Here is a 25759-nt window from a genome sequence, read left to right on the forward strand (position 1 = left end):
TCGGCAAAACCGGCTATTGATTGCTTTGTCAAATGATAAAAGCCAAAACTATCGGTCTGCTTTTGGGGCGTTAACCTTGCATTAAGGAATTCGTTGCGAAAACAGTCGAAAAAGTGCAATTTCCCTTTGGTTCAAAAAACGATGGTGACAATTGGGGGAGACCATCTTTATTTGGCTATTATAAACATAATAAATTCGGAAAACGGGTTGGAGTGTGAAGATTGCATCCGCAGGATTTTCATAATGACAACATGATTGTCATGTTCGAGCACGGAGCGTTCGACAGTGCGTTTTCGCGTCTTTATGACGAGGGAATGTCGTTGATTGAAAAAACTGCTTCCTATATTGACGGTGACGGAAAAGTCGCCTCGCGGAACCTTTCCGGAGAAGCCTCTTCACTTTATGCTGCCGAAGCAATGCGTATGAGTACGCGGCTTATGCAGGTGGCTTCGTGGCTGTTGTTGTTTCGTGCGGCACGCGAAAAAGAAATGTCGAAAGATCAAATAGCTCAGGAAAAAGCCAAAGTCAGCCTTAACACGCCCTCTCTTATTGACGAAAACGAACATTGGCAGGAACTGCCGGACGAATTCAAACAACTTGTCGAGCTATCGTTGCGTATAGAAGAACGCGTACGCCATATGGATCATGATGTCGAAAGCGCTTTAACCGGTGAAAATGGCGATGACAATCCCGTTAACAAGCAAATCGAAATGCTGAAAGCCGTTTTTCAGCATAATTAACCCGCTGTTCATTCTGTTTCCTTTTTGTTCACAATCAACTATAAAAATCGGGTCGAAACTTTTATATTGCGAAGTATGGGTGAAGCGATTCGTATTATAGGTATTGATCCCGGTTTGAGACGTACAGGCTATGGTGTCATCGAAACACTGGGAAATAATCTGAAATTTGTAACTTCCGGTACTATCAGATCGGATGACCAGTTGAGTTTGGCTTCCAGATTATCGACACTTTATGATGGTTTAACGGAAATTATTCATCATTATATGCCACTAGAAGCTGCCGTCGAGCAGACTTTTGTGAATAAGGATGCAACAGCCACACTTAAACTTGGACAAGCGCGCGGCATTGCCTTGTTGGCACCGGCTCAAGCCGGCTTGCCGGTTGCCGAATATGCGCCGAATTCGATCAAGAAGGCGGTTATCGGCGTTGGACATGGTGAAAAACAACAAATTCATATGATGGTGAAAGTCCTGATGCCGCGAGCCAATTTCGATTCAAGTGACGCGGCCGATGCTTTGGCAATTGCCATATGTCATGCCCATAACCGCAACAGTCTTGAAAAACGCTTGAAGGCTTTGGCATGATTGGAAAATTGAAGGGTATTATTGACGAAATCAATGCCGATCACCTGATCGTTGATGTTCATGGCGTCGGTTATATCGTGTTTGCAAGCCCACGCCTTCTTGGAAGCCTGACAGGCATTGGCGAAGCTGTAACCCTCTTTATCGAAACGCAGGTACGCGAAGACGCCATCAAACTTTTCGGCTTTGCAACAAAAGCGGAAAAACAATGGTTTGCGCTGTTGCAAACAGTTCAGGGAGTGGGCGCGAAGGTAGCCCTTGCTCTTGTCGGAACATTGTCAACTTCAGAAATTGCCAATGCAATTGCTTTGAAAGATATTGCCATGATCTGCCGTGCTCCGGGTGTCGGCAAAAAAGTGGCAGAACGTATAGTCACAGAACTGAAAAACAAAATTCCCGAATTTACCGGCAGTAACAAGAATATAACCTTGAAGCAGGAAATTGGAGAGGGAAATTCTTCACAAGCAATTCTGGATGCGGTTTCTGCATTGGAAAATCTTGGCTATTCGCGCGATCAGGCTGCCAATGCCGTTCAAAGTGCATTGCGTCAGGCAGGTGATGATGCTGATTCCGCCAAGCTGATAAAGCTTGGTTTAAAGGAACTTTCAAGGTAAGCTTGCAGAATGGATAACAACAAACGCCTGATTTCAGCCGATAAACGCGATGAAGATGGAGACATTTCTTTACGTCCCCAATGTCTTGATGATTTTGTCGGTCAGGAAGTTGCGCGGGCAAATCTGAAAGTCTTTATTGAAGCTGCCAAAAGCCGTAATGAAGCTTTGGATCATGTTTTGTTCGTCGGCCCTCCCGGCCTTGGAAAGACAACGCTTGCGCAAATTATGGCAAAAGAACTTGGTGTCAATTTCCATTCGACATCCGGTCCCGTGATCGCCAAGGCAGGCGACCTTGCCGCGCTTTTGACAAATCTGGAGGAACGCGATGTTCTTTTCATAGATGAGATTCATCGTTTAAGCCCCGCCGTTGAAGAAATCCTCTATCCTGCCATGGAAGATTTCCAGCTTGATCTTATTATTGGTGAAGGGCCTGCCGCACGTTCCGTCAAAATTGATCTTTCAAAATTTACCCTTGTTGCAGCAACGACGAGACTTGGCTTGCTGACAACCCCCTTGCGTGATCGTTTCGGTATTCCGATCAGGCTCAATTTTTATACCGTTGACGAGCTTGAACACATTGTCAAACGCAATGCCCATATTTTGCAAATGCCGATTGCCGAGGATGGCGCAAGAGAAATTGCACGCCGTGCGCGTGGCACACCGCGTATTGCAGGCCGGCTTTTGCGTCGGGTCAGGGATTTTGCCTCTGTCGCCGGAGCACAAACAATAGACAGAGACATTGCCAACGAGGCTTTGTTGCGTCTGGAAGTCGACCAGCTCGGTCTTGACCAGCTCGACCGGCGCTATCTTGGAATGATTGCTGAAAATTTTGGCGGTGGACCGGTCGGCATCGAAACAATTGCAGCCGGCTTATCCGAGCCTCGCGACGCAATTGAAGATATTATCGAACCCTATCTTATCCAGCAAGGATTCATACAAAGAACTCCAAGGGGAAGAATAATGACTGCAAAAGCGTGGACGCATATGGGGTTAAATCCTCCGAAGTCCATGGATCAAATGCAAACGAACCTGTTTGGCGAATCCGATGATTGAGAATGTTCCTTTTTGCGGCGAATTTATCGGTCATGTGCACCATCTTTTCGCTCGTGTCTATTTTGCCGACACGGATTTTACCGGCGTCGTCTACCATGCCCGTTATCTTGAATTTCTGGAGCGTGGACGTTCCGAATTTATAAGATTAAGTCTGCGTAACCATAAAGAACTGGCAAATGGTGAGCAAAGTGAAAAATCGGGCTGGGTTGTGCATAAAATGGCTATTAGTTACCATAAATCCGCCCATTTTGACGATATACTAAATATCCGGACGAGCATAATAAAAATGGGAGGGGCACGCCTCGTAATGGCTCAAAAAATTTTCCGAGAAGATGTATTGCTTGTTTCTGCCGAAGTTCAATTGGCGTTAGTCAATTCACAAGGATTTCCGCAACGCATACCGGATGAATTTATAGAAAGCTGGAATGTGATGATTGCAGGAAAATAATTTTTTTAAATTCTTATCACTGCATTAGAATTGTTCTAAATTTTATTTTTAAGGATATAAATATATTTTAATGTTCTTCATGTTTGTTCCTTTTATTCTATTATTGAGTATATCAAGCAATTTTATTGTTAGGATATTGCTTGAGGATAAAGGCGTACTTTTTGTACGTTCTGATCGTCTTTCAAATTCAGGGAGTTGGGTATGACTTTCAGGTTTATATTTAAAGTTGTCATTTGCGTGACAGCTTTAAGCTTTATAAAACTTGCACAAGCTCAGGAAGTTCGATTTGCAACCGATAATAATCACGTTCCATTCAGCTATATGCAAGATGGAAAAATTAACGGTTTCGATGTAGATCTTTGGGATGCAATTGCCCGTGATATGGGTGTCAAATATAAAGTAACACCGATGGATTTTTCGACAATCATGTCGGACGTTCACATCGGCCAGATTGATGTTGCTATGGCGGGATTAGCCATTACCAGAACGCGGACGAACGTTGTCGATTTTTCCAAGCCTTATTATGCAGGTGGTCTGATCTTGTTGGTTCGCAATGATAGCAATATCAAATCAATTGATGATTTAAAGGAAAAAACGATTGCAATAAAGAACGGAACGAGTGCTTTTCCTTATGCAATCGAACATCTGCCGAATACCGAGCGTCGTCTGTATTCCGAAATAGACGGGGCGTTCAAGGATCTTCTGGAAGGCAATGTCGATGCTGTGTTATATGATACGCCTGCTTTGTTGAATTATGCAGCAACGACCGGCAAAGGCAAAGTCAAGACTGTCGGAGACGATCTTGAACAACAGAATTATGGTGCGGCTTTCCCCCAAGGTAGCCAGTTGGTGACGCGTTATAACACTGCTCTCGATCACCTGAAAGAAAATGGTACATATGCAACGATTTATAAAAAATGGTTCGGCATTGATCCGCACTGATAGCGAGACCCGAAAATAAAATTTTTTAAAGCGCTTATAGAATTGCGTTTTTGCTCGTCCGGCACTCGTTTGATATCTCGCGTTTAATGGTAAAAATCTCTTCGGTACGTATTTGTTACAGTTAATTGCGCCGCAGCGGAGCGGGCGCCATTTTCAGTTGCACTTTAACGTCGATAGTCTGTTTTTCCATGTTATTAAACGTCAATATGAAACCACTGACAAATGTCTTTATTTCTTGAACTGTAAATCTACTGCCGACGACTTTCCAAAATAAGTCGAAAGACTCTTCGGGAAAATTCCTGCCACCCTTATTTTTCCATTTTTGCCGTTTGAAAATTGGAATGGCGACCAAATATCAAGCAGGATTCATAACAGCTCCCTATCTCGTTACAGCCCCCATCCTCTACACTCCGCCCAACGAGTTATAGCCGCCCATTCTGCTAATGTCGTCGCATCCGGCTACTGTCGTCACTCTCGCTACAGTCCCCCCATCCTCTCCCTTCCGCCCAACGAGTTATAGCTTTCCCGCTCTGCTATTGCCTTCGTATCCGGCTACTGTTCTCAATCTCGCTACAGTCCCCCCAATCCTCTACCGCCCGCCCAACGAGTTATAGCTTTCTCGTTCTGCTACTGTCGTCGCATCCGGCTAATGTCCTCACTCTCGCTACAGCCCCCATCCTCTACCCTCCGCCTAACGAGTTATAGCTCCCCATTCTGCCATTGCCGTCGCATCCGGCTACTGTTCTCAATCTCGCTACAGTCCCCCCAATCCGCTATCGCCCGCCCAACGAGTTATAGCTTTCCCGTTCTGCTATTGCCGTCGCATCCGGCTACTGTTCTCAATCTCGCTACAGTCCCCATCCTCTACCGCCCGCCCAACCTGCGATAGCTTTCCCGTTCTGCTACTGCCCTCCAATGCAGCTACTGTCTTCACTCTTGCTACAGTCCCCCATCCTCTCCCTTCCGCCCAACGAGTTATAGCTCCCCGTTCTGCTAATGTCGTCGCATCCGGCTACTGTCCTCGCTCTCGCTACAGTCCCCCATCCTCTCCCCGCCGCCCAACGAGATATAGCTTTCTCGTTCTGCTACTGTCGTCGCATCCGGCTACTGTTCTCGCTCTCGCTACAGCCCCCCCACCCTCTACCGCCGCCCAACCAGTTATAGCCGCCCGTCCGCTAGCGTCTTCTCAACTTCCTCGGCGGTCTTTTCGGCGGCCTCCTATTGTTTTTCTTTTCTGCAAAATTGTTTCTGCACACCGGCTTCACTTGCTGTTTCGCCGCCTATATCCGCCCATAGAAAGGTCGATCCTATAAAATAGCGATATAAACAATATTTCGTTTATATTTCAAAATCTGTATCATTTTATGATAATAACATGAATAATCATTTTTTTATTTTATAGTTATATGTTATTTATAATTTTTATTATAATTATTTATAATAGTTATATAAATAGTTTACCGTTCACTGAATAATATTTCATATCTATTTTAAATTATATATAACTATTTAAAATAAAAATTATACTTATATTACTAATCATAAATTTTTTTAAATATGTTTTTCTAGCAGTGCCGGCAAGATGTGCAACAACCGGACTGACCGGTTTAAAAATCGGATTATGCCGGTTTTAACAATGGAAATACCGAAGTTTCTTATTGCCCGCCGACGTCGATAAAACTCTGCTAATAAAACGCAAAAAGCTGCTTAATCTGCTTATAAAATGCAAAAAGCCCCGTGAAGGGGCTTTTTAGCTGTGCAATATTTGACGGTTTAGAAGTCGCGTTGAATACGGATAGCGCCGCCGATAGCATCCTGATCGTGCAAATCCGAATGGACATCATTCCATTTACGATAGTTGACTTCCGGCATAACGGTAAGACCGGGAAGCATTTCATAAGCAACATTGGCGGCTGTGTAAGTATTGCCTACACCTTCATAAGACAACTGGAAGTTTCCTGTTGTTTTCGGCGTGAATTTATAAGAAGCGCCGAGCCAGCCAACCCATTTTCCGCCCCATGTACCGTAGAAACTGTCGACAGCGCGGATACCGCGACGACCGTCGCGGATGATGGAATCTTTATCTTCAATGTCCTCATAATAGGTGTCTTTCAAATCCTTATAGGCACCCATAACCCAGATATTGAAAGCGTCGGTAATCTTCAGGTTGACTTTTGCCTTGCCAATCCATGCTTCATTTACGGCATCGTAAGCACCGGCACCTGTAATTGATCCCCAACCTTGTTCAAACTTCAAACCGGCCACAACATCGGGGGTGTAATCTTCTATCGTTCCGTTGAAGTCGGTATCTTCGTCGCCGCCCTGCTCGATTGAAACCATTGCCGTCAAACCACTGCTGAAAGCATATTGGTACTGGATCATATTGGTACGATAGGCACCGCCCAAGATAACGTCATCATTGATGAAGTTGCCATAATAATCGAAGAATGTATTCAATGCCGATTCATCAACACCGATATGCAAACCGCCGAGTTCGATATAACCGAAGCGCAATTCCGACGAAGATGAATCCGTCCCGTCGTCAAAATCGGAACGCAACTCGATATGTGTTTTCAAAGTTCCGAGTTCGGTTTCGGAAGCTGTTGCAACGAGCAAATGGGCACGGACTTCATCGCGCCAGGTTTTCATATTACGTTCGTCACGCGAACGGGCATAAACATCGTCACCACCCTTCGCCTGCGCATAGACAAAACCACCCAGTTTCAAACATGTATCAGTGCCCGGAATATAGAAATACCCTTCGCCATAAGCGTCGCAGACACGGACATATTCGACCGGTTCAGCTTCCGGCAAGGCGACATCGGCTGCCTTTGCCGCTGTTGTTTGAATTGCGATAACCGCTGAAGTTACCATGAATGCCTGAAATAATTTATTCATCATTGCCCCGAAAAGTTACTTATCGAACCTGTCGATAATGTATTGACTGTCTGTCATGGACCTCTCACTTAGCAAGCCCGTCATGTCCATGCAAATCCCGACGAGCAAATAGAAATTCTGATGCATCTATACAAACTTGAAGAATCTATTCAAGTTTTTAATAGTGTTTTTATTTCTAAGGCGTTTTTAAAAGATAATCTGTAACAAATATGATACACTTTTATAATAAAAGCCCGAAACAAGTGCTTCGGGCTTTTTGAAACTCTTATAATTCTATTTTTGAAAATCAGGCAGTTTGTTCGTCTTTTTTGGTCCATTTGCCAAGTGCTGCAAGATAGTTCATCTTTGCACGGTGGGCAAAAGCCTTTTGTCCGGCTGCAACATTCTGCTTTTTACCGCCCCAGGCCGCGATAGCAGCAGCTTGCAAAGCGCGCCCGTAAGAGAATGTTACCTTCCACGGGAGATTGCCGATTGCATTGATTGCCGAAAGATGGGCTGTTGCTTCTTCGTCCGATTGACCGCCGGAAAGGAATGCAATTCCGGGAACAGCCGAAGGAACTGTCGTTTTCAAAACACGAACTGTTTTTTCTGCAACTTCTTCGACCGAAGCTTTACGGGCTTTTTTGCCATCAATCACCATATTGGGTTTCAAAATCATGCCTTCCATCTTGACGCGGGCGGCAAATAGCTCGTCGAAAACTGTTCTCAAGACATGTTCTGTTACTTCATAGCAACGGTCGATCGAATGGTCTCCGGGCTTGCCATCCATCAGGATTTCCGGCTCTACAATCGGCACAATCTGTGCTTCCTGACAAAGTGCGGCATAGCGTGCCAAGGCCTGTGCATTTTGCCTTACAGCACCCCATGTCGGGAATTTATTGCTATCAATAGCAATAACGCCGCGCCATTTGGCAAAACGGGCACCCAATTCATAATATTCCTTCAAACGTCCACGCAAACCGTCAAGTCCTTCAGTGATCGTTTCATCAGGGAAACCGGCAAGCGGTTTTGCCCCTTCGTCAACCTTGATACCGGGAATTGAACCGGCCGCTTTGATTATATCGGTCAACATGCGGCCGTCAGAAGCTTTTTGGCGGATAGTTTCATCATAAAGAATGACACCGGAAATATATTTTTCCATAGCTTCTTTAGTCGTGAACAACATCTCACGATAGTCGCGGCGGTTTTCTTCGGTCGATTCAAGCTTGATCGCATCAAAACGTTTTTTAATCGTACTGGTGCTTTCATCAGCAGCAAGCAGACCTTTTCCTCCTGCTGTCATAGCAATTGCGATATCCTCAATACGTTCACTCATTGGGGCGGCTCCTCTGTTCTAATAGCCAGACATTAAAATAATAATATTCAAAGTGAAACGGACAAACCTCCGTTTCGTTTACCTGAATTTGCAGGCGGAAAATTCTTTAAAAAAGAAAACTCTCTCTCCCCGCATTTTAAACCTATTTTTCCAAAGCCAGAATACCCGGCAAAGGCTTGCCTTCCATCCATTCGAGAAAGGCTCCGCCGGCTGTCGAGATATAAGTGAAATCGGAAGCGACACCGGCATGGTGCAGCGCCGAAACAGTGTCCCCACCGCCAGCAATAGAAACGAGTTTTTTCTGTTTTGTGCGGGCAGCGACACGTTTGGCAACAGCAACTGTACCCGCATCGAAAGGATGAAGTTCAAAAGCGCCAAGCGGCCCGTTCCAGACAATGGTTGCAGCATCGTCAATTGCTGCATTGATACGTTCGACAGAATTTTCACCAATATCAAGGATCATTCCATCGGCCGGAATGGAGTCAATTCCATAACGATGATTGGGCGAGTTTGCTTCAAAGCTTTCGGCAACAATGGCATCAACCGGCAAAATGATCGAACAATTTTCGGTCTTCGCCTTGGTCATGATAGCGCGGGCTGTTTCGCCAAGGTCATGTTCGCAGAGCGATTTTCCAACGCTTAAACCTTCGGCTGCAAGAAACGTATTGGCCATACCGCCGCCGATAATAAGTGCGTCCACTTTTTCTATCAGATTGTTGAGAAGGTCGATTTTGGTAGAAACTTTGGCTCCGCCAACAATGGCTACAACCGGATGCGCCGGATGGCCGAGTCCTTTTTCCAGTGCTTCGAGTTCCATCTGCATGGAGCGTCCGGCATAGGCCGGCAACAAATGGGCAAGCCCTTCCGTTGAAGCATGGGCACGGTGAGCGGCGGAAAACGCATCATTGACATAAATATCGCCATTTTCAGCCAATGCTTTTACAAATGCCGGATCGTTCTTTTCTTCGCCTTCATGGAAGCGCGTATTCTCCAAAAGAACAACATCGCCGTCTTTCATGGCGTCGACTGCGGCTTTTGCTTTTTCACCGATACAATCTTCTGCAAAACCTACTGTTTTGCCAAGGACTTTCTCCACAGTCGGAACAATTTGCTTCAGCGAAAATTCGGCAACGACTTTGCCTTTCGGACGCCCGAAATGGGCAAGCAAAATAACTTTTGCACCTTTTCTACTCAATTCGTTGATGGTCGGTTTTACCCGCTCGATGCGGGTTGCATCTGTGACCTTTCCGTCTGTGACAGGAACATTGAGGTCAACACGCAAAAGAACGCGTTTGGATTTTACGTCAACATCATCAAGGGTGCGAAAAGCCATATTTTTCTCCAGATTTTCAAGACATGGCCGTTCTTTTTCATAAACGGTCCGCTCATTTACTTTTTATAGCAAGGCCTCGGCCAGACAATCGACAAAGCCCCGCTTTTCAAAAGAAAACGGGGGCTCGCGCCCCCATCGTTCTATTAGATGGTTTTTGCAAAAGCGACAGCAACATCAGCCATACGGTTGGAGAAGCCCCATTCATTGTCGTACCAGGAAAGAATACGAACGAATGTTCCATCCATAACGCGTGTTTGCTCGGTATGGAAAACCGACGAATGTGGATCATGGTTGAAATCGTGGCTGACGAGTTTTTCATCGGTATAGCCGAGGATACCCTTCAAAGGTCCATTTGCAGCAGCACGGATTTCTTCATTGATTTCTTCCGGCGTAACCGAACGCTTTGCAATAAAGGTAAAGTCGACAACCGAAACATTCGGGGTCGGAACACGGATAGCAACGCCATCAAGCTTGCCGTCAAGTTCCGGCAAAACCAGACCGACAGCCTTGGCAGCACCGGTAGATGTCGGAATCATCGACAAAGCGGCAGCACGTGCACGGTAAAGATCTTTGTGCAATTTATCCAAAGTCGGTTGATCGCCGGTGTAGGAGTGAATGGTTGTCATAAAGCCTTTTTCAATGCCGACAGTTTTGTTGAGAACATGGGCAACCGGAGCAAGGCAATTGGTGGTGCAAGATCCATTGGAAATGACCTTGTGCTCTTTTGTCAGCTTGTCATGATTAACGCCATAGACAACTGTCAGATCAGCGCCTTTTGACGGTGCGGAAACGATAACACGCTTGGCACCTGCATCAAGATGGGCAGCAGCTTTTTCGCGAGCGGTAAAAATGCCGGTGCATTCCAAAGCAATATCAATGCCAAGTTCTTTCCATGGCAATTGTTCGGGATCACGTGCTGCCGTGACCTTGATCGGCCCGCAGCCCGCATCAATGGTATCACCGGCTACCTTTACTTCATGGGGGAAACGTCCATGGACCGAATCATAGCGCAACAGATGGGCATTTGTTTCAACAGGCCCCAGATCGTTAACTGCAACAATGTCAATATCTTTGCGACCACTTTCAATGATTGCGCGCACAACATTGCGCCCAATACGTCCAAATCCGTTGATTGCTACACGTACTGCCATATTATCTCTCCCTTTAATTGAGATATTTGAATATTAAAGCTTTGCTTCCGCCGCTGCAACGACGGCTTCGGGTGTGATCCCGAAATGTTTGTAAAGTGCGTCGATAGGACCGCTCGCACCGAAACCGGTCATCCCTATAAATACACCATCTCGGCCAATAAAACGATCCCACCCTTGTCGAATAGCTGCTTCTACAGCGATATTTACCGGAGCATTGCCTATCAATGCTGTTTTATAAGACTCTACTTGGTGCTCGAAAAGCTCAAAACAAGGGACAGATACCACTCTTGTAGGAATTCCCTTCGCTTCAAGCACTTCACGCGCCTTTACCGCAATTTCCACTTCCGAACCCGATGCAAAGATTGTGACTTTCGCATCGTCACTTGCCGTCATCAGTTCGTAAGCACCCAGTGCCGAGAGATTATCTTCTTCATAGTTTTTCCGCAAGGTCGGCAATCCTTGACGGGTCAGCGCCAAAGTGGATGGTGTCGTTTTGGATTTCAGCGCCAATTGCCAGCATTCGGCCGTTTCAACAACATCGGCGGGACGGAAAACCAGATGATTGGGAATTGCTCTCAAACTTGCAAGATGTTCAACCGGCTGGTGGGTAGGGCCATCTTCCCCCAGACCAATCGAATCATGTGTCATGACATAAATGACACGAATTCCCATCAATGATGAAAGCCGCATCGACGGGCGGGCATAATCGGAAAAACACAAAAACGTCCCCGAATAGGGGATAATGCCGCCATAAAGCGACAAGCCGTTCATAATCGCGGCCATTGCATGTTCACGAATACCATAATGGATATAACGACCGGAAAAATCTTCCGGCGTAATATCATTGGTCTGGCTTGTTTTGGTGTTGTTGGAGCCTGTCAAATCGGCTGATCCACCAATTGTTTCGTTGACCGCCCCGTTGATAACTTCGAGCGCCATTTGCGAAGCGACACGCGTTGCCACCTTCGGCTGCTCTGCGGCCAGCTTCTTCTTGTACTCGCTAATGACATTGTCAAAATTACCCGGAAGATCACCCCGCATCAAACGGTCGAATTCGGCACGTTGTTGCGGATCAAGTGCTTCAAGCTTCTTGTCCCATTCCTGACGTTTCTTTGCGGCGTTGAGGCCTGCAAGACGCCAGCTATCAAGAATTTCGGCAGGAACCACAAAAGGCTCGCTTTCCCAGCCCAATGCTTTGCGCGTTTCGGCAACTTCTTCTTGACCGAGAGGCGAACCGTGAACCTTGTTGGTTCCCGCTTTATGGGGAGAGCCGAAACCGATTGTTGTCCGGCACGAGATCAAAGTCGGTTTGTCGGATGATTTTGCTTTCTCGATTGCTTTGGCAATCGCATCCTGATCGTGCCCGTCAACTTTGATTGTATTCCATTGACAGGCTTCAAAGCGTGCACATTGATCGGTATTATCGGAAACGGAGATCGCACCATCAATCGAAATCTGGTTATTGTCCCAAAGGAGAATAAGCTTGTTCAGCTTCATATGACCGGCGAAAGCAATGGCTTCTTGCGAAATGCCTTCCATGAGGCAGCCGTCACCGGCAAGCACATAGGTGTAATGGTCGACCAAATCTCCCCAGCGTGCATTCATGATCCGCTCGCCAAGTGCCATACCGACAGCATTGGCTATTCCCTGCCCCAACGGACCGGTTGTCGTTTCAATACCGTTGATATGACGATATTCGGGGTGACCGGCAGTTTTTGCACCAAGCTGACGAAAATTTTTAATCTCGTCAATTGTGACATCCTCGTAGCCGGACAAATACATAGCCGAATAAAGCAGCATGGAGCCATGACCTGCCGAAAGAACAAAACGGTCGCGATTGGGCCAATTCGGCTTCTTCGGGTCATGAGCGAGAAATTTTGTATAAAGAACGGTTGCAATATCGGCAGCTCCCATCGGAAGCCCCGGATGCCCGGAATTTGCTTTCTCGATTGCATCTATAGATAGAAAACGGATAGCATTGGCCATCTGGTTCTGCTTGTCATTATTTTTCATGAGAATCGGCTACTCTTTGATCGCTATTAAATTCGGTCTAATGCTTCTTCTGACAAATATCACTTAAACGGTGTGAGTCAATAAAATCCCACTGTCACCAGCTTTGATACGGTGGATTTCTTGCCACAAAGCCGGAAGACATTTAAGAATAGCAAAAACAGGATAAAATTTACCGGAATGATTCGTTTTTAAAGTTACATTTTACAAAAAGGATCCGGAACTCGATGCCACAAGACACATCAATTCTCGATCAAGCGATCAATCGTCTGGAAAACGCTCTTAAAACGCTTGAAAATGCCGTTGTCAATGACAATAAAGATTCATATGACACCAGCGAACTCGAAGAAGAAATCCAGCGCATGAATGCAGATCGCAGCCGTCTGGCGCAAGCACTTGATACATCTGAATCACGTGCCGAACGTCTTGAACAAGCCAATAAGGAAGTATCACGCCGCCTTATTACTGCAATGGAAACGATACGCACTGTGGTTGACCGGTAAAGGGCAAAGAAATATGGCAACTGTTTCAGTTACTATTGATGGCAAAACTTACCGAATGGCTTGCGACGAAGGCGAAGAAGAACATCTTGCCGGTCTCGCCCATCAGCTTGACCAGTATATCAGCCATTTAAAATCCAATTTCGGCGAAATCGGCGACCACCGTCTTTCTGTCATGGCCGGCATCATGGTCATGGATGAACTTGATGAAGCGCGGCGTCAGCTAAACAACCTGAAACAGGAAAACGAAACTCTACAACAAGAAAATAACCAATTGGCCGATGCTTGCCAACGTTATGAAACAGTTGCTGCAAAAGCCATTGACAGGGCAGCCAATCATATTGACGCTCTTGCCCGCCAGCTTGTCAAAAATCAATAAACCGGTCATACCGGTCTTGAGCTTGTGTGTTTGTTTCTTCAACAAGTGACATTGAAAATTGAAGAAACACATCTTTTAAAAAATTGGATGGACTAACTTTTTTGAAAATATAACAGACAAGAAACCGGTGAAATAGACAAACAACCGGTGAATTAGACAAGACCCCCCCAAAAAACAGACAAGCAAACTTCTAAAGACGACAAGTAAATTCTTGACCCCACCTGAAGAATAATTTTTTCATTATTATTTTTAAAAGATTTGGCGGTTGTTCAAAAATATTTCAAGACAAGCAGAAACCGGCTCTGTTATTTGATAATCCGCTTTTTGTTTCAAGCTCTCGAATATTCTCGCTGCCATTGCGGCAGATTGTTTTTAACCGGCGGGTTACACGCAATTACAGGGCTTCGCATAATTGTCGGGATCCACACAATAATCGTCGGGCTTTTTCTTCATATGATCCGTGATGCTATGCCCCGATACCAAGCACCCTGTTCCGCCCGCTTCGTGTCCTGAGATTTCTCTATCTTCGTCTTGCGCTCGTGAACCACATGAAGACAGCAAGCCTGATCGTTCATCACAAGCTTACACTCTGCGACGGAACAGGCTTTTCAGCTTCCGCCGCAGAGTTGATATTCATCAAGAAATTAACCAGTCAGATTATCTGCGTTTACCATCTTCCTTGGCGACATAGGCAATACGCAACATATTGGTTGCACCCGGTGTTCCGAGTGGCACACCGGCCGTTACGATAATTCTGTCGCCGGGAACGCTATAGCCTTCCCGCAGTGCAATGGCAGCGGCTCTTTCGACCATATCATCAAGATTGTGAGCGTCTTCCGTGACAACACAATGAAGCCCCCAGACAAGGGCAAGACGCCGTGCCGTTTCGGTAATGGGTGAAAGAGCAATGATGGATGGTATCGGCCGTTCGCGGGATGCGCGTATACCTGTTGCACCGGAGGCCGTATAAGCAACAATAGCCGAAAGATTGAGCGTTTCGGCAATCTGCCTTGCGGCGAGCGAAATTGCATCGGCGCCGGTTGGTTCGGGAGCAGGATGTTGGGCGTCGATCATCGGTTCATAATTGGAATCCCGTTCGATCTTGCAAGCAATTTTATCCATCGTACGTACAGCTTCTTCCGGATAAGCACCGGCAGCCGATTCAGCCGAAAGCATAATGGCATCGGCCCCCTCATAAACGGCCGTTGCAACATCGGAAACTTCTGCACGGGTGGGAACAGGTGCAGTAATCATGGATTCAAGCATTTGCGTTGCGACAACGACCGGCTTGCCAGCGCGTCGGCACAATTTGATAATATCCATCTGGATACCGGGCACGGCTTCCAACGGCATTTCGACACCAAGATCACCACGCGCCACCATAACCGCGTCGGATAAATCGACAATTTCGTTGATTCTGCGAACGGCTTGCGGCTTTTCGATTTTTGAAAGAATCGCCACTTTTCCTTTGGAAATTTTACGCGCTTCGGCAATATCTTCAGGACGCTGGATAAAGGAAAGCGCAATCCAGTCGATCGGCTGTTCAAGAACCGCCAGAAGATCTTTATGGTCTTTTTCGGTCATTGCGCCGACACCGAGCAGTGTGTCGGGCAAACTTACCCCTTTACGGTCGGAAATATGGTTTCCCGCCACGACCTTACATTCAATGGATTCATGTGTACATTTTTGAGCAAGAAGCTGGAGCTTTCCATCATCAATAAGCAGGCGTTCACCGGGCTTGACGGCGTCGAAAATTTCCTTATGGGGCAGATAGACGCGTGTATTATCACCCGGAATATCCTTATTATCGAGCGTGAAAGTTTGCCCGACAACAAGATCGACTTTACCTTTTGCAAATTCTCCCACACGTAATTTCGGCCCCTGCAAATCTGCAAGAATGCCGATTGGCCGCCCCTGCTTTTTCTCGATATTGCGAATGATTTTTACGAGAGAGCGCATTGTGTCATGATCGGCATGACTCATATTGATACGAAAAACGTCAACTCCCGCTAAAAAAAGCTTTTCAATCATGTTTTCGTCAGACGATGCAGGTCCGAGCGTAGCAACAATCTTTACTTTACGGTTACGTTTCATTTTGTGGGAGCTCCTGTAACAAGCGGCGTATTTAACGCCGGATTATTGGATACAGGCTCGGTTAGCTGAACCATCCAGCTTGTTTGTGTGCCTGTATCGATTTCCTGAAAACCGGCTTTTTGAAAGCCGCGTGCAAAACAGTCATTGACGCCATTAATGGTAAATTCGGAATCCTTCACACACATATTGATAGGTCCATCCCAGCGCCCGTGATTTTTAGCGTCTTCCGCATGGAGATAATAAAAGCGCGAGGTTAAAGGCCCATCAATAATCGTCTTGCAACGTGTCGGACCGACAACCCACCACCCTTCGGACATCCAGCCGACTTTTGCACGGTATCCGATGGAAACGCCGATAACCTCCTGCGTCGTGTTACAGACACGAAAATCTGCCTGAGCTGCGTTTAGAAAGGTGAACGCAAACATGCCACCGAAGAGTATAATCCGAGTCTTTTTCAACAACATTCCTGGCACCTTCGGTTTTATTTCGTCCCGACCGCTGTTCTTTTGCACTTGAATTGTGTTTTGTGTAGTTTCTCAAACTTTGTCAATGTCAGAGGTTTTCAAAACATATCATATTATAAAGTGATGATAAAAAAATGAAACAGAAAGAAATTTTCCATCCCTTCAAAGAAATTGCCGGCAATATGCAAGCAGGGCTTGCACTCATTTGCGATCATGCAAGCAGCGATCTGCCGGTCGAATATGGTTCGCTGGGGCTTGATCCTGCCGAATTCAAAAGACACATCGCTTATGATATAGGTGCACAATTATTGACCGAGGAACTGGCCAAACGCCTTGAAGCCCCCGCCGTCATCAGCCATTTTTCAAGATTGTTGATCGACCCCAATCGCGGGGAACATGACCCGACACTTATCATGCAACTATCCGATGGTTCGGTAATTCCGCATAATTATCCGCTTGGTGAGGCTGAAAGGAAACGCCGCATCGACAATTATTATACGCCTTACGACAAGGCAATCGGAAGGCTCATCGCCAATGTCGGGGAAGCAAGCGGAAACAGCCCTTTTGTTGTTTCTGTCCATTCGTTTACACCTGTCTGGCGGGGCAAAGCCCGCCCATGGCATATCGGCCTTTTATGGGATAGCGACAGGCGCGTATTCGATCCGCTTTTTGAAGGCTTGAACAAAATCGGACATATCAAGGTCGGCGATAACGAACCTTATGATGGAGCGCTGAAGGGTGACACAATGTATCGCCATTGTACAAAAAAAGGCATTGCCCATATATTGATCGAAGTCCGGCAGGATTTGATAGCGGATGAAGAGGGTGTGCGGGAATGGGCAAATTATCTCGAACCGCTCTTCAGGAAAATAAATGAAATGCGGGAGATTCACATGAAACAACTTCATCCCTCGCGTGCAGACAATTGACGTTTACGTTTGCGTTAGAAAATTTTACGACTTTCCAACAGGCGTGAAAAAAAGGAACCTGCATCTTGACTCAAGGGGTCGGACTCGGACATCAACAGGAAACTGAACGATCGACTGAACGACTCGTTTCAACACGATTTATCTGGAGGCCATTTCCATGAGTGAAGTGACAGACGAAAAACAAGCAGTGGCTGTTGGCCAATTACGGTCTTTTATCGAACGTATCGAACGTCTCGAAGAAGAAAAGAAAACAATTTCCGACGACATCAAAGAGGTTTATGCCGAGCTTAAAGGAAGTGGTTTTGACAGCAAGGCGGTGCGCACAATCATCCGCTTGCGCAAAAAGGAAGACCACGAGCGGCAAGAAGAAGAAGCTATGATCCAGCTCTATAAAGATGCGCTTGGCATGAGCTGATTTTTGAATTTTCTGAAAACTCTAAAGCCTTCCCTTTCGGGAAGGCTTTTTTGTTTATTATCTATTTTCTTTTATGATTGCGGCTTTTCCTTGCGCCACCGGTTATTTATCGGGTTCCGGTCACCCGCCAAATAAAAACCAACGCAAAACCGGTAGAAAACCGACACAAACCCGACCGACACGAAATTCACTTGAAGCTGAAACCTACAGCCTTTTAAACAAAGCTATTTTTCAAGTTCTTCTTTCAGCATTTCAAGCTCCAGCCATTCATTTTCCTTTGTTTCAAGGTCTTTGCGTTTTTGTTCGAGAAGGTGCGAAAGTTCCTCGAACCTTTTGGCATTTTTTGTATAAAGGTCAGGATCGGAAAACTCTTTTTCCATCTGCGCTATGTCGCGATGAAGCCCATCAATCTCCGAAGGCAATTTTTCCAAAGCGTATTTCTGTTTATAGGATAGCTTCTGTTTTGTTTCCCGTTTCACCTGTTCAACTGCGCCAGACGTTTGCGACGAGGACGGTTTCACGCCTTTCTTCTGTTCGATTTCCCGACCTTTTCGTTGCGCAATCATATCGCTATAGCCACCGGCATATTCAAGCCAGCGACCGTTACCTTCAGGGGCGATAATGCTGGTAACCGTACGATCAAGAAAATCGCGATCGTGGCTGACAAGCAAAACAGTTCCCGGAAAATTGCTTACGAGTTCCTGCAAAAGATCGAGTGTTTCCATATCAAGGTCATTTGTAGGTTCGTCGAGTATCAAAAGATTTGCAGGACGTGACAAGACGCGCGCCAGCATAAGCCGTGCTCTTTCACCGCCCGACAATTCCTTGATCGGTGTGCGCGCCTGTTCAGGTGAAAATAGAAAATCTTTCATATAGGAGACAACATGACGTTGTTCGCCATTGACGATAACACTGTCGCCGCGCCCGTCGGTCAAATAATGGGCGAGCGTTTCATTTTCATCAAGCGAGCGTTTTTGATCGAGCGTGGCAATTTCGAGATTGACGCCGAGTTTTACAGTTCCGCTATCGGGTGTCAAAACCCCGCTCAACATAGACAACAATGTTGTTTTACCAATGCCGTTGGGACCAACCAGTCCGATACGGTCACCGCGATGGATGCGGGTGGAAAAATGATCGACAAGCACATGTTCGCCGTAAGCCTTGCTGATATTTTTGGCTTCGATCACCAGCTTTCCGGATTCCTGTGAATCGCTCAACTCCATAACGGCATTGCCTTGCGGCCCGCGATAGTTCTTGTATTTTTGCCGCAGTTTCTGCAATTCATCAAGACGACGCACATTGCGTTTGCGCCGCGCTGTAACACCATAGCGCAGCCAATGCTCTTCACGCACAATCTGGCGGCCGAGTTTTTGTTGCTCCATTTCTTCTTCTTCAAGAAGCTTGTCACGCCATTCCTCGAAAAAAGCAAAGCCTTTACCAAGGCGCTTTGTTTCGCCCCGATCAAGCCAGATTGTCGATTGCGAGACATTTTCCAGAAAACGGCGATCATGCGAAATCAATACAATGCTTGAACGTATCGTTTTGAGTTCACCTTCGAGCCATTCGATTGTCATGAGATCAAGATGGTTGGTCGGCTCGTCAAGAAGCAGAATATCGGGAGCGGGGGCAATGACGCGCGCCAATGCCGCGCGGCGTGCTTCACCACCGGAAAGCTGGTCGGGTTTTTCTTCTCCGCTCAATCCCAGATGATCGAGCATATAGCTGACACGGTGGACATCATCCAAAGGCCCCAGTCCGGCCTCGACATAGGCACGCACATTTTTAAAACCCTCAAGATCAGGTGCTTGGGGCAAATAGCGGATTGTTGCCGAGGGGTGCCGGAAAATTTCCCCGTCTGTCGGTTCGACAAGACCGGCTGCAATTTTCAAAAGCGTTGATTTACCCGACCCGTTACGACCAACAAGCGCAATACGATCGCCATTCGACACCGATAACGCGGCATCGGTCAGCAATGGTGTACCGCCAAAGGTAAGTGAAATATGATCGAGACGTAAAAGAGGAGGCGCCATTATGATTCCATTCTGCTATTTAAGAGATTAATAGCAAAATATAACGTTTAAACACATAAAATAAAAAAGGGTCAGCAAACCGACCCCTTTCAATTGCAAAGCCTTGAAAAACTTATTGATATTGGTTGCAAGGTGCCTGATACATCTGCCCATAGGCATCGCGATAATTACAATATTGAACGCCGTTACGCTTGGTTGCAACGCCAACCAGAGTACCGGCTGCCGCACCGATTGCAGCCCCTCTTAATGCTCCCTTGCCATTGCCCTTGATAGCGCCGCCTGCCAATGCACCCAGAGCTGCACCACCAACGCCATAACCGGCGGTACGTTGTTCATTCGGGGAACAGGCGACAGTTGCAAGTCCCAACGCCGAAACCATGGCAATTACAGAAATACGTTTAAACATGTCGTCACTCTTTCTCTTTTTGATATTTTTGATACTGTGTCGTAATAATAAGGCAAAACCAAGATAAAGTTAAAACTATCACTCACCTCATCCTGATTAATAAATATGGATAGGCCGCATTTTTTCCACCAACCTTGCAGTTAAAATTCGTCACACTTCAGGAAGTGTAGCCAACAACAGCGCCCGCCCCGTGGAAAGATGCAATTGAAGCTTGCCATTTACCTCGTTTGAAAGGGTCAATGATGAACCAAAGGGCACATTTTTCTCGAAAAGCGGCCATCTCGCTCCCTCGATTGTAAGACCACCGAGGTCATCAAAGCCGATAAGACTGAAAATTGTACCAACAGGAAAATCGAATGTATAATGTCCGGGAAGAATGGCATAACCTTCCTCGTTGCCGCTTGTTAAGAGAACGTCAATGCCCTTTTTTTTCATCGCCAATGCATGAGCAAAGTGGAAAAAAGCATGATCGGAACGTTTGCCCCCCAATGCGCCACATAAAATAATGCGTTCGGCTCCCCGTTCCAAAGCAAAATCAATCGCAAGTTCGCCATCTGTCTTGTCTTTAGCAACAGGAAATGACCGCTGCTCTATAGTATTGTATTTCAGTTTCAATCCGGATCCGGTTGAATCAAAATCACCCACCCATAATTCGGGTTTGACATGAAGAGCTTCAATATAACGTATTGCACCATCTGCAACGATGACATTGCTCTTGCCAATCTGGCTGATGAGCCGCCCGGTCACCTGAAGATGTCCATCAAGAACGATCGTATAGCTTTTCATAACCACTCCGATTTCCGGTTTTTACGTAGATTTCGCATTTTAATTTTCCAATCGGCATCTATTTGATTGTTCTGAGGTTAGCTATATGTCACAAGAATTGAAATCTATCCGTTCTATTATAGGGGAAATTTTGAAAAAGCCTGTTAGCTTCAAAGTTTTTCAGCCTTATAGTGTACTTTTATCAGTTTGCCTGCAATGAGGGTCAAGCACCAGTTACAATGAGTAAACGCAGAAAAGATAACTCTATCAAGCCGCTTTTGTTGCAGCGCGATGATAATCGTGCCGCGAAAGCCGCCGGTTTTGTCTTTTTTTTAGGTTTCGTTTTTTTTCCGTTAACTGGCTGCCAGCTTGTCGATTACAATAAGCCCGACGGCGGTCTTATGCCTTCGGGCGCTCCTGTCACTGTCGACAAAGTGAGCAAGGGCGATTCTCTTGCGCAATTGGGAGCCTCCCAACACCCGCGGATTTTACAAACCTATGGCGGTGAATATAGCGATCCGAAACTGGAGCGAATGGTTGCAAAAATTGTCGGAAGGCTCACAGCCGTCTCCGACAACCCCGATCAGACCTACAGAATTACAATTTTGAACTCGCCCAATGTCAACGCTTTTGCGCTTCCCGGTGGCTATGTCTATGTCACACGCGGTCTTCTCGCACTTGCCAATGATTCATCGGAAGTAGCCGCCGTTCTTGCCCATGAAATGGCACATGTCACCGCCAATCATGGTATTTTACGCCAGCAAAAAGAAGCCGAGGTGGAGCTTACAAATCAGGTTGTCAGTGAAGTTCTGGAAGATCATTCGGCCGAACGTGAAACAGCCATTCGCGGGAAACTGCGCCTTGCACAATTTTCGCGCAATCAGGAATTGCAGGCGGATGCAATCGGTATAAAAATGTTAGGGCGAGCAGGTTATGATCCGTTTGCGTCGCCACGTTTCCTCCAATCTATGGAAGCTTACGCCGCTTTTCGTAATGTTTCGGGTGCAACCGACGCAACACTCGACTTTCTGGCAAGTCACCCGTCAACGCCCCAACGTATCCAGCTTGCAACCGATCAGGCACGCAAAGTGGGGGCTCCCGGTGTCGGCAAAACCGACCGCGACGATTTTCTCAACGGTATTGACGGAATGATTTTCGGAGATACTGCCGATGAAGGATATATTCGCGGCAACCAGTTCATTCACCCCAAATTGGGGATTACCTTTTCTGTTCCGCAGAATTTCACGATTGATAATTCGTCAAATGCTGTTATTGCGAGCGGCAATAATGACATCGCGATACGCTTTGACGGAGTCGCATTACCGCGCGGTTTAACGCCGGTTGACTATATAAAAAGCGGTTGGGTAAGCGGTCTTGATGCGTCCACTATCCGGCCTCTTACCATTAACGGTCTGGAAGCTGCCCGTGCCCATGCTGCCAATGATCGTTGGCAGTTCGATGTTGTCGTGATTTTCGTCAAAGATCGCGTATACAGATTTTTGACGGCAGCCCAGAAAAACTCGACAGAACTTGATAGTATCGCAACTTCTACAACTTCGACTTTCAAAACCTTGTCGTCGCGCGAAATTTCCGCGCTCAAACCTTTGCGTATTCGTGTCATCAACGTCCGTTCGGGTGACACCGTCGCATCTCTTGCCACACACATGCAAGGCACCAACGCAAAAGAGAAACTGTTGCGCATTATCAATGCACTCTCGCCGACTACAAATTTATCGGCCGGCGACAGGGTCAAGATTATTTCGGAATAATTCCGGATGTTCGGATATAAATCTTTTAATCAATAAGCCCATTGCGGACTTGAGGTGAAAGAAACTGTCAACCAGCGGTCGGGGCCTGCATGACCTATTTTATTGCCAATTTCGGAACGGATTTTATCAAGCTCCTCCACCTCGGCAATTTTATAATGCTCCGGCAAAATGAGGTGAATTTCTATCATGGTCGATCGCCCCACCTTGGCCAGATAGTTCTGGGAACCGACAAAGCCATATTTTTCCACGATTGCATCGACAACGGTATTAACATGTTCATCAAGATCAACCGGCGTTATCATGAGGATGTCGCGCATGGCACGCAAAACGGTTTTCACCGGCATTGGCAACATTATCAGCGCAATAAAAGCCAGAACAACCGGATCGATATAAGGCAGGATCCACTCATAATCTGTACCCTCTATAAGGGTGGCAAAGCTGAAAGCAAATAAAAGTGCCAAGCCTATGCCGCCCGACACAATCCAGCTTTTCGCATCAATCGTTATAAAAGCCGATTTTAGACGGCGATTGAAATAATGTTCGTAAAATGCCATGCCGAAGCACAGAAAAACTGCAAAAGTCGAAAACCAGATGGCGGCATCGAAATGCGGCAGTTTGCCACCGTTCAATATCTTTCCCGTCGCCTCGAACAAAGCGTAAATAATGGCAACCATCAAAGACAAACCGTTAATTGCCAGAAGCATAGGTTCAAGATGCCAGAAACCGTATTGGAACCGCTCGATAAATTTTGGCGCTTTACGGCTGCGGCGATTGACATCAATCTCGATCAGACGAACGACCAGAAGCGCGGCAATGCTGAACAGACAATCAATCGACGAATACATTCCGTCGAAAATAATTGAAGAAGCTCCCGTCAGAATTCCGGTAATAACCGCAGCAACGGCCAGAACAATGGTTGCAAGAATGGAATAGGCAAGTATTTTTTGTTCAAGATGGGCGTTTCTGTCGAACGGTGACAAACGTAATTCTCCTGGCCGATTGTTCCGGCCAATTCTTCCAAAGCGATAGTGTCAGGTATTAGCTTGACTGCTCAAGATCGCTCAAGAAGACTTTACGCACTCGTTCAGCGATCAAACCTGATAGGCATCCGCACTATTAACAGAAAGAAGATAATTTCGCAATTTTTCCATGGCGCGCGCTTCGATCTGGCGTACGCGTTCTTTGGAAATGCCCATTTTTTCACCCAGTGCCTCAAGGGTTGCACCGTCATCATTCAACCGGCGGAAACGGATGATTTGTAGCTCCCTGTCGTTCAAAATCTGCAAAGCGTCATTGAGCCATTTGGAACGCCGATCACCGTCAATTTCATCTTCGACCAACGCATCTTGCAAAGGATGTTCATCAACGAGCGAATCCATCTTGCTACCGGAATTTTCGTCATCGGCAATCATCGGTGCACTCAAGGAATTATCGGTCGTTGAAAAACGGAAATCCATGGTTTCAACATCGCCAACCGAAACACCCAACTGTTCAGCAATGTTACGGAAAATATCCTGTTTGGTGAGCGTTCTATCCTCAGTGGCGAGTTTTATGCGCAAACGACGCAAATTGAAGAAAAGTGCCTTTTGTGCGGAACTTGTACCGCCGCGCACAATCGACCAATTCCGCAAAATATAATCTTGTATAGACGCTCTGATCCACCAGGTTGCATAGGTGGAAAAACGAACTTCGCGTTCAGGGTCAAAACGTGCAGCAGCTTCCAGCAGACCAACATAGCCTTCCTGAACAAGATCACCTAAAGGCAATTTGAAATGTTTGAACCTTCCGGCAATCGAAATGACAAGCCGCATATGGGAAACTGCAATCTTGTGCATTGCGACACTGTCCTGCTCATCGCGCCAACGCAATGCCAGAGAATGTTCGTCATTCCTTTCAAGATAGGGAGCGCGCATTGCCGAACGCATCATGTTACGGCCAAGTGTATTGTCTGTTCCCGCAGTAAAATTTGTGATTAGTTGCGTTGACGTTGAGATGCCGGCCATGATTTGCCCCTCAGAAAATTTGTTGGTACACAAAAGCGACACATTCTGTGTTTCTTTCAGGCACACAACGCCCACCGAGGAACTTGGTTCCATAAAAAAACAATCAAAAGTTTAAAAAAATCAACTTTCGGTATTTTTTTCACAATCATTCCGTGTTGAATTGATAAATGTAAACGGTTGCAAATAAAAAACCCGCTTTGAAAAGCGGGCTTTTAGAAAACTTGATTAACGAGTGGAATGTCTCTTCTTGACTTCAGTCAAGCAGCAACATTTTCACTATCTTCGCCATCTATATCAATGTCGATGTCGCTATCACCTTCGGCATCTGTTTTTGCACTACGCTTCGGGCTTTTTGCCAAATTGATTTCAATTGCGCGAACAGCTTCGGTTTCCGAAATTTTATTGACGACAGCAATTTCCCGCGCCATCCGGTCAAGTGCGGCTTCATAAAGCTGACGCTCGGAATAGGATTGTTCGGGCTGGTTATCCGCACGGAAAAGATCACGGACAACTTCCGCAATCGAAATCAGATCACCGGAATTGATTTTTGCATCATATTCCTGTGCACGACGCGACCACATGGTACGCTTGATACGGGCGCGCCCTTGTAACACTTTCAATGCACGGTCGACAAAATCTGTTTCAGACAATTTGCGCATGCCAATCGAAATAGCTTTGGCAACCGGCACTTTGACATGCATCTTGTCTTTTTCAAAATGGATAACAAAGAGTTCAAGTTTAAGGCCGGCAACTTCCTGTTCTTCAATAGCAACAATCTGGCCGACACCGTGGGCAGGATAAACGATGTATTCTTGAGCCTTGAACCCCTGACGAGCCGGGGATTTTTTCTTGGGGGATGACATATTCTTAACCAACTCCATTTGTGCTCGGCATTGTTGCCGACAAACACAGGTTGAAG

24 protein-coding genes and 1 pseudogene are annotated in these 25759 nt (G+C 46.3%); 11 read left to right on the forward strand and 14 right to left on the reverse strand.

Annotation, left to right across the window (positions count from 1 at the left end; genetic code table 11):
* Positions 1-251 precede the first annotated feature (251 nt).
* The 6 genes from rcdA to BBC0122_RS11750 all read left to right on the forward strand — a co-directional run bounded on the left by rcdA (position 252) and on the right by BBC0122_RS11750 (position 4379).
* The gene (gene rcdA, locus BBC0122_RS11725; RefSeq protein ID WP_077994002.1) at positions 252-740 is read left to right on the forward strand and encodes a protease adaptor protein RcdA; all 489 of its coding nucleotides are present in this window, start codon (positions 252-254) and stop codon (positions 738-740) included.
* 75 nt (positions 741-815) lie between these two features.
* Positions 816-1325: a crossover junction endodeoxyribonuclease RuvC gene (gene ruvC / locus BBC0122_RS11730; RefSeq protein ID WP_077994004.1), complete on the forward strand. Its 510-nt coding sequence runs from the start codon at positions 816-818 to the stop codon at positions 1323-1325.
* A complete protein-coding gene (ruvA, locus tag BBC0122_RS11735) occupies positions 1322-1936 on the forward strand; it encodes a Holliday junction branch migration protein RuvA (RefSeq protein WP_077994005.1) in 615 nt (204 codons plus the stop codon). Before ruvC ends, ruvA begins: the two co-directional genes overlap by 4 nt.
* Before the next feature lie 9 nt (positions 1937-1945).
* The gene (gene ruvB / locus BBC0122_RS11740; RefSeq protein ID WP_077994007.1) at positions 1946-2989 is read left to right on the forward strand and encodes a Holliday junction branch migration DNA helicase RuvB; all 1044 of its coding nucleotides are present in this window, start codon (positions 1946-1948) and stop codon (positions 2987-2989) included.
* Positions 2982-3437: a YbgC/FadM family acyl-CoA thioesterase gene (locus tag BBC0122_RS11745; protein WP_077994008.1), complete on the forward strand. Its 456-nt coding sequence runs from the start codon at positions 2982-2984 to the stop codon at positions 3435-3437. Before ruvB ends, BBC0122_RS11745 begins: the two co-directional genes overlap by 8 nt.
* Positions 3438-3638: 201 nt before the next feature.
* A complete protein-coding gene (locus BBC0122_RS11750) occupies positions 3639-4379 on the forward strand; it encodes a transporter substrate-binding domain-containing protein (protein WP_077994010.1) in 741 nt (246 codons plus the stop codon).
* Positions 4380-6152: 1773 nt separating this feature from the next.
* Here the strand turns inward: BBC0122_RS11750 and BBC0122_RS11760 are convergent.
* The 5 genes from BBC0122_RS11760 to tkt all read right to left on the reverse strand — a co-directional run bounded on the left by BBC0122_RS11760 (position 6153) and on the right by tkt (position 13089).
* Positions 6153-7277 carry a porin gene (locus tag BBC0122_RS11760; RefSeq protein ID WP_149866755.1) on the reverse strand — a complete coding sequence of 375 codons (1125 nt, stop codon included), beginning with the start codon at positions 7275-7277 and terminating at the stop codon, positions 6153-6155.
* Positions 7278-7563: 286 nt separating this feature from the next.
* The gene (locus tag BBC0122_RS11765) at positions 7564-8592 is read right to left on the reverse strand and encodes a class I fructose-bisphosphate aldolase (RefSeq protein WP_077994014.1); all 1029 of its coding nucleotides are present in this window, start codon (positions 8590-8592) and stop codon (positions 7564-7566) included.
* Between the two features lie 142 nt (positions 8593-8734).
* On the reverse strand, positions 8735-9925 hold the full coding sequence (locus BBC0122_RS11770; RefSeq protein WP_077994015.1) for a phosphoglycerate kinase: 1191 nt from the start codon (positions 9923-9925) through the stop codon (positions 8735-8737).
* Positions 9926-10068: 143 nt separating this feature from the next.
* Entirely contained in the window at positions 10069-11076 is a 1008-nt protein-coding gene (gap, locus tag BBC0122_RS11775; RefSeq protein WP_077994016.1) for a type I glyceraldehyde-3-phosphate dehydrogenase, read from the reverse strand.
* A gap of 33 nt (positions 11077-11109) precedes the next feature.
* The gene (gene tkt / locus BBC0122_RS11780) at positions 11110-13089 is read right to left on the reverse strand and encodes a transketolase (protein ID WP_077994017.1); all 1980 of its coding nucleotides are present in this window, start codon (positions 13087-13089) and stop codon (positions 11110-11112) included.
* Positions 13090-13313: 224 nt separating this feature from the next.
* Between tkt and BBC0122_RS11785 the strand changes: the two genes are divergently transcribed.
* On the forward strand, positions 13314-13589 hold the full coding sequence (locus BBC0122_RS11785; RefSeq protein ID WP_075869331.1) for a DUF4164 domain-containing protein: 276 nt from the start codon (positions 13314-13316) through the stop codon (positions 13587-13589).
* A 13-nt stretch (positions 13590-13602) separates the two neighbouring features.
* On the forward strand, positions 13603-13965 hold the full coding sequence (locus BBC0122_RS11790) for a cell division protein ZapA (RefSeq protein ID WP_077994019.1): 363 nt from the start codon (positions 13603-13605) through the stop codon (positions 13963-13965).
* A 657-nt stretch (positions 13966-14622) separates the two neighbouring features.
* Here BBC0122_RS11790 and pyk read toward each other — a convergent pair.
* Complete coding sequence (gene pyk, locus BBC0122_RS11795; protein WP_077994020.1) at positions 14623-16059, reverse strand: pyruvate kinase; 1437 nt, start codon at positions 16057-16059, stop codon at positions 14623-14625.
* Positions 16056-16523 carry a DUF1036 domain-containing protein gene (locus tag BBC0122_RS11800; RefSeq protein ID WP_077994022.1) on the reverse strand — a complete coding sequence of 156 codons (468 nt, stop codon included), beginning with the start codon at positions 16521-16523 and terminating at the stop codon, positions 16056-16058. Before BBC0122_RS11800 ends, pyk begins: the two co-directional genes overlap by 4 nt.
* Before the next feature lie 134 nt (positions 16524-16657).
* On the opposite strand from BBC0122_RS11800, the gene BBC0122_RS11805 reads away from it, so the two are divergent.
* Positions 16658-17452, forward strand: a complete 795-nt coding sequence (locus BBC0122_RS11805) for an N-formylglutamate amidohydrolase (RefSeq protein ID WP_077994024.1) — start codon at positions 16658-16660, stop codon at positions 17450-17452.
* Between the two features lie 157 nt (positions 17453-17609).
* The gene (locus BBC0122_RS11810; RefSeq protein ID WP_075869337.1) at positions 17610-17867 is read left to right on the forward strand and encodes a DUF2312 domain-containing protein; all 258 of its coding nucleotides are present in this window, start codon (positions 17610-17612) and stop codon (positions 17865-17867) included.
* 224 nt (positions 17868-18091) lie between these two features.
* On the opposite strand, the gene BBC0122_RS13425 is transcribed toward BBC0122_RS11810, so the two are convergent.
* The 4 genes and pseudogenes from BBC0122_RS13425 to BBC0122_RS11825 all read right to left on the reverse strand — a co-directional run bounded on the left by BBC0122_RS13425 (position 18092) and on the right by BBC0122_RS11825 (position 21089).
* On the reverse strand, positions 18092-18433 hold the full coding sequence (locus BBC0122_RS13425; protein ID WP_418214886.1) for a hypothetical protein: 342 nt from the start codon (positions 18431-18433) through the stop codon (positions 18092-18094).
* A pseudogene (locus tag BBC0122_RS11815) lies at positions 18412-19897 on the reverse strand (ABC-F family ATP-binding cassette domain-containing protein); the annotation flags it as partial. The gene BBC0122_RS13425 and the pseudogene BBC0122_RS11815, both read right to left, overlap by 22 nt.
* 112 nt (positions 19898-20009) lie before the next feature.
* The gene (locus BBC0122_RS11820) at positions 20010-20303 is read right to left on the reverse strand and encodes a glycine zipper 2TM domain-containing protein (protein ID WP_075869339.1); all 294 of its coding nucleotides are present in this window, start codon (positions 20301-20303) and stop codon (positions 20010-20012) included.
* A gap of 150 nt (positions 20304-20453) precedes the next feature.
* Positions 20454-21089 (reverse strand): thiamine diphosphokinase, encoded by a 636-nt coding sequence (locus BBC0122_RS11825; protein ID WP_077994026.1) that lies wholly within the window; start codon positions 21087-21089, stop codon positions 20454-20456.
* 218 nt (positions 21090-21307) lie between these two features.
* On the opposite strand from BBC0122_RS11825, the gene BBC0122_RS11830 reads away from it, so the two are divergent.
* Positions 21308-22837, forward strand: coding sequence for a M48 family metalloprotease (locus BBC0122_RS11830; RefSeq protein WP_077994027.1), 1530 nt, complete (start codon positions 21308-21310; stop codon positions 22835-22837).
* Positions 22838-22866: 29 nt separating this feature from the next.
* Here BBC0122_RS11830 and BBC0122_RS11835 read toward each other — a convergent pair whose 3' ends face one another.
* The 3 genes from BBC0122_RS11835 to BBC0122_RS11845 form a co-directional block, all read right to left on the reverse strand.
* Complete coding sequence (locus BBC0122_RS11835) at positions 22867-23817, reverse strand: cation diffusion facilitator family transporter (RefSeq protein ID WP_077994028.1); 951 nt, start codon at positions 23815-23817, stop codon at positions 22867-22869.
* Positions 23818-23928: 111 nt separating this feature from the next.
* Positions 23929-24840 carry an RNA polymerase factor sigma-32 gene (locus BBC0122_RS11840; protein WP_077994697.1) on the reverse strand — a complete coding sequence of 304 codons (912 nt, stop codon included), beginning with the start codon at positions 24838-24840 and terminating at the stop codon, positions 23929-23931.
* Positions 24841-25097: 257 nt separating this feature from the next.
* Positions 25098-25703 (reverse strand): CarD family transcriptional regulator, encoded by a 606-nt coding sequence (locus BBC0122_RS11845; RefSeq protein ID WP_077994029.1) that lies wholly within the window; start codon positions 25701-25703, stop codon positions 25098-25100.
* Positions 25704-25759: the final 56 nt, after the last annotated feature.

Source organism: Ditibartonella choladocola, from assembly GCF_002007565.1.
In the GTDB taxonomy this organism is placed as follows: Bacteria; Pseudomonadota; Alphaproteobacteria; order Rhizobiales; family Rhizobiaceae; genus Bartonella; species Bartonella choladocola.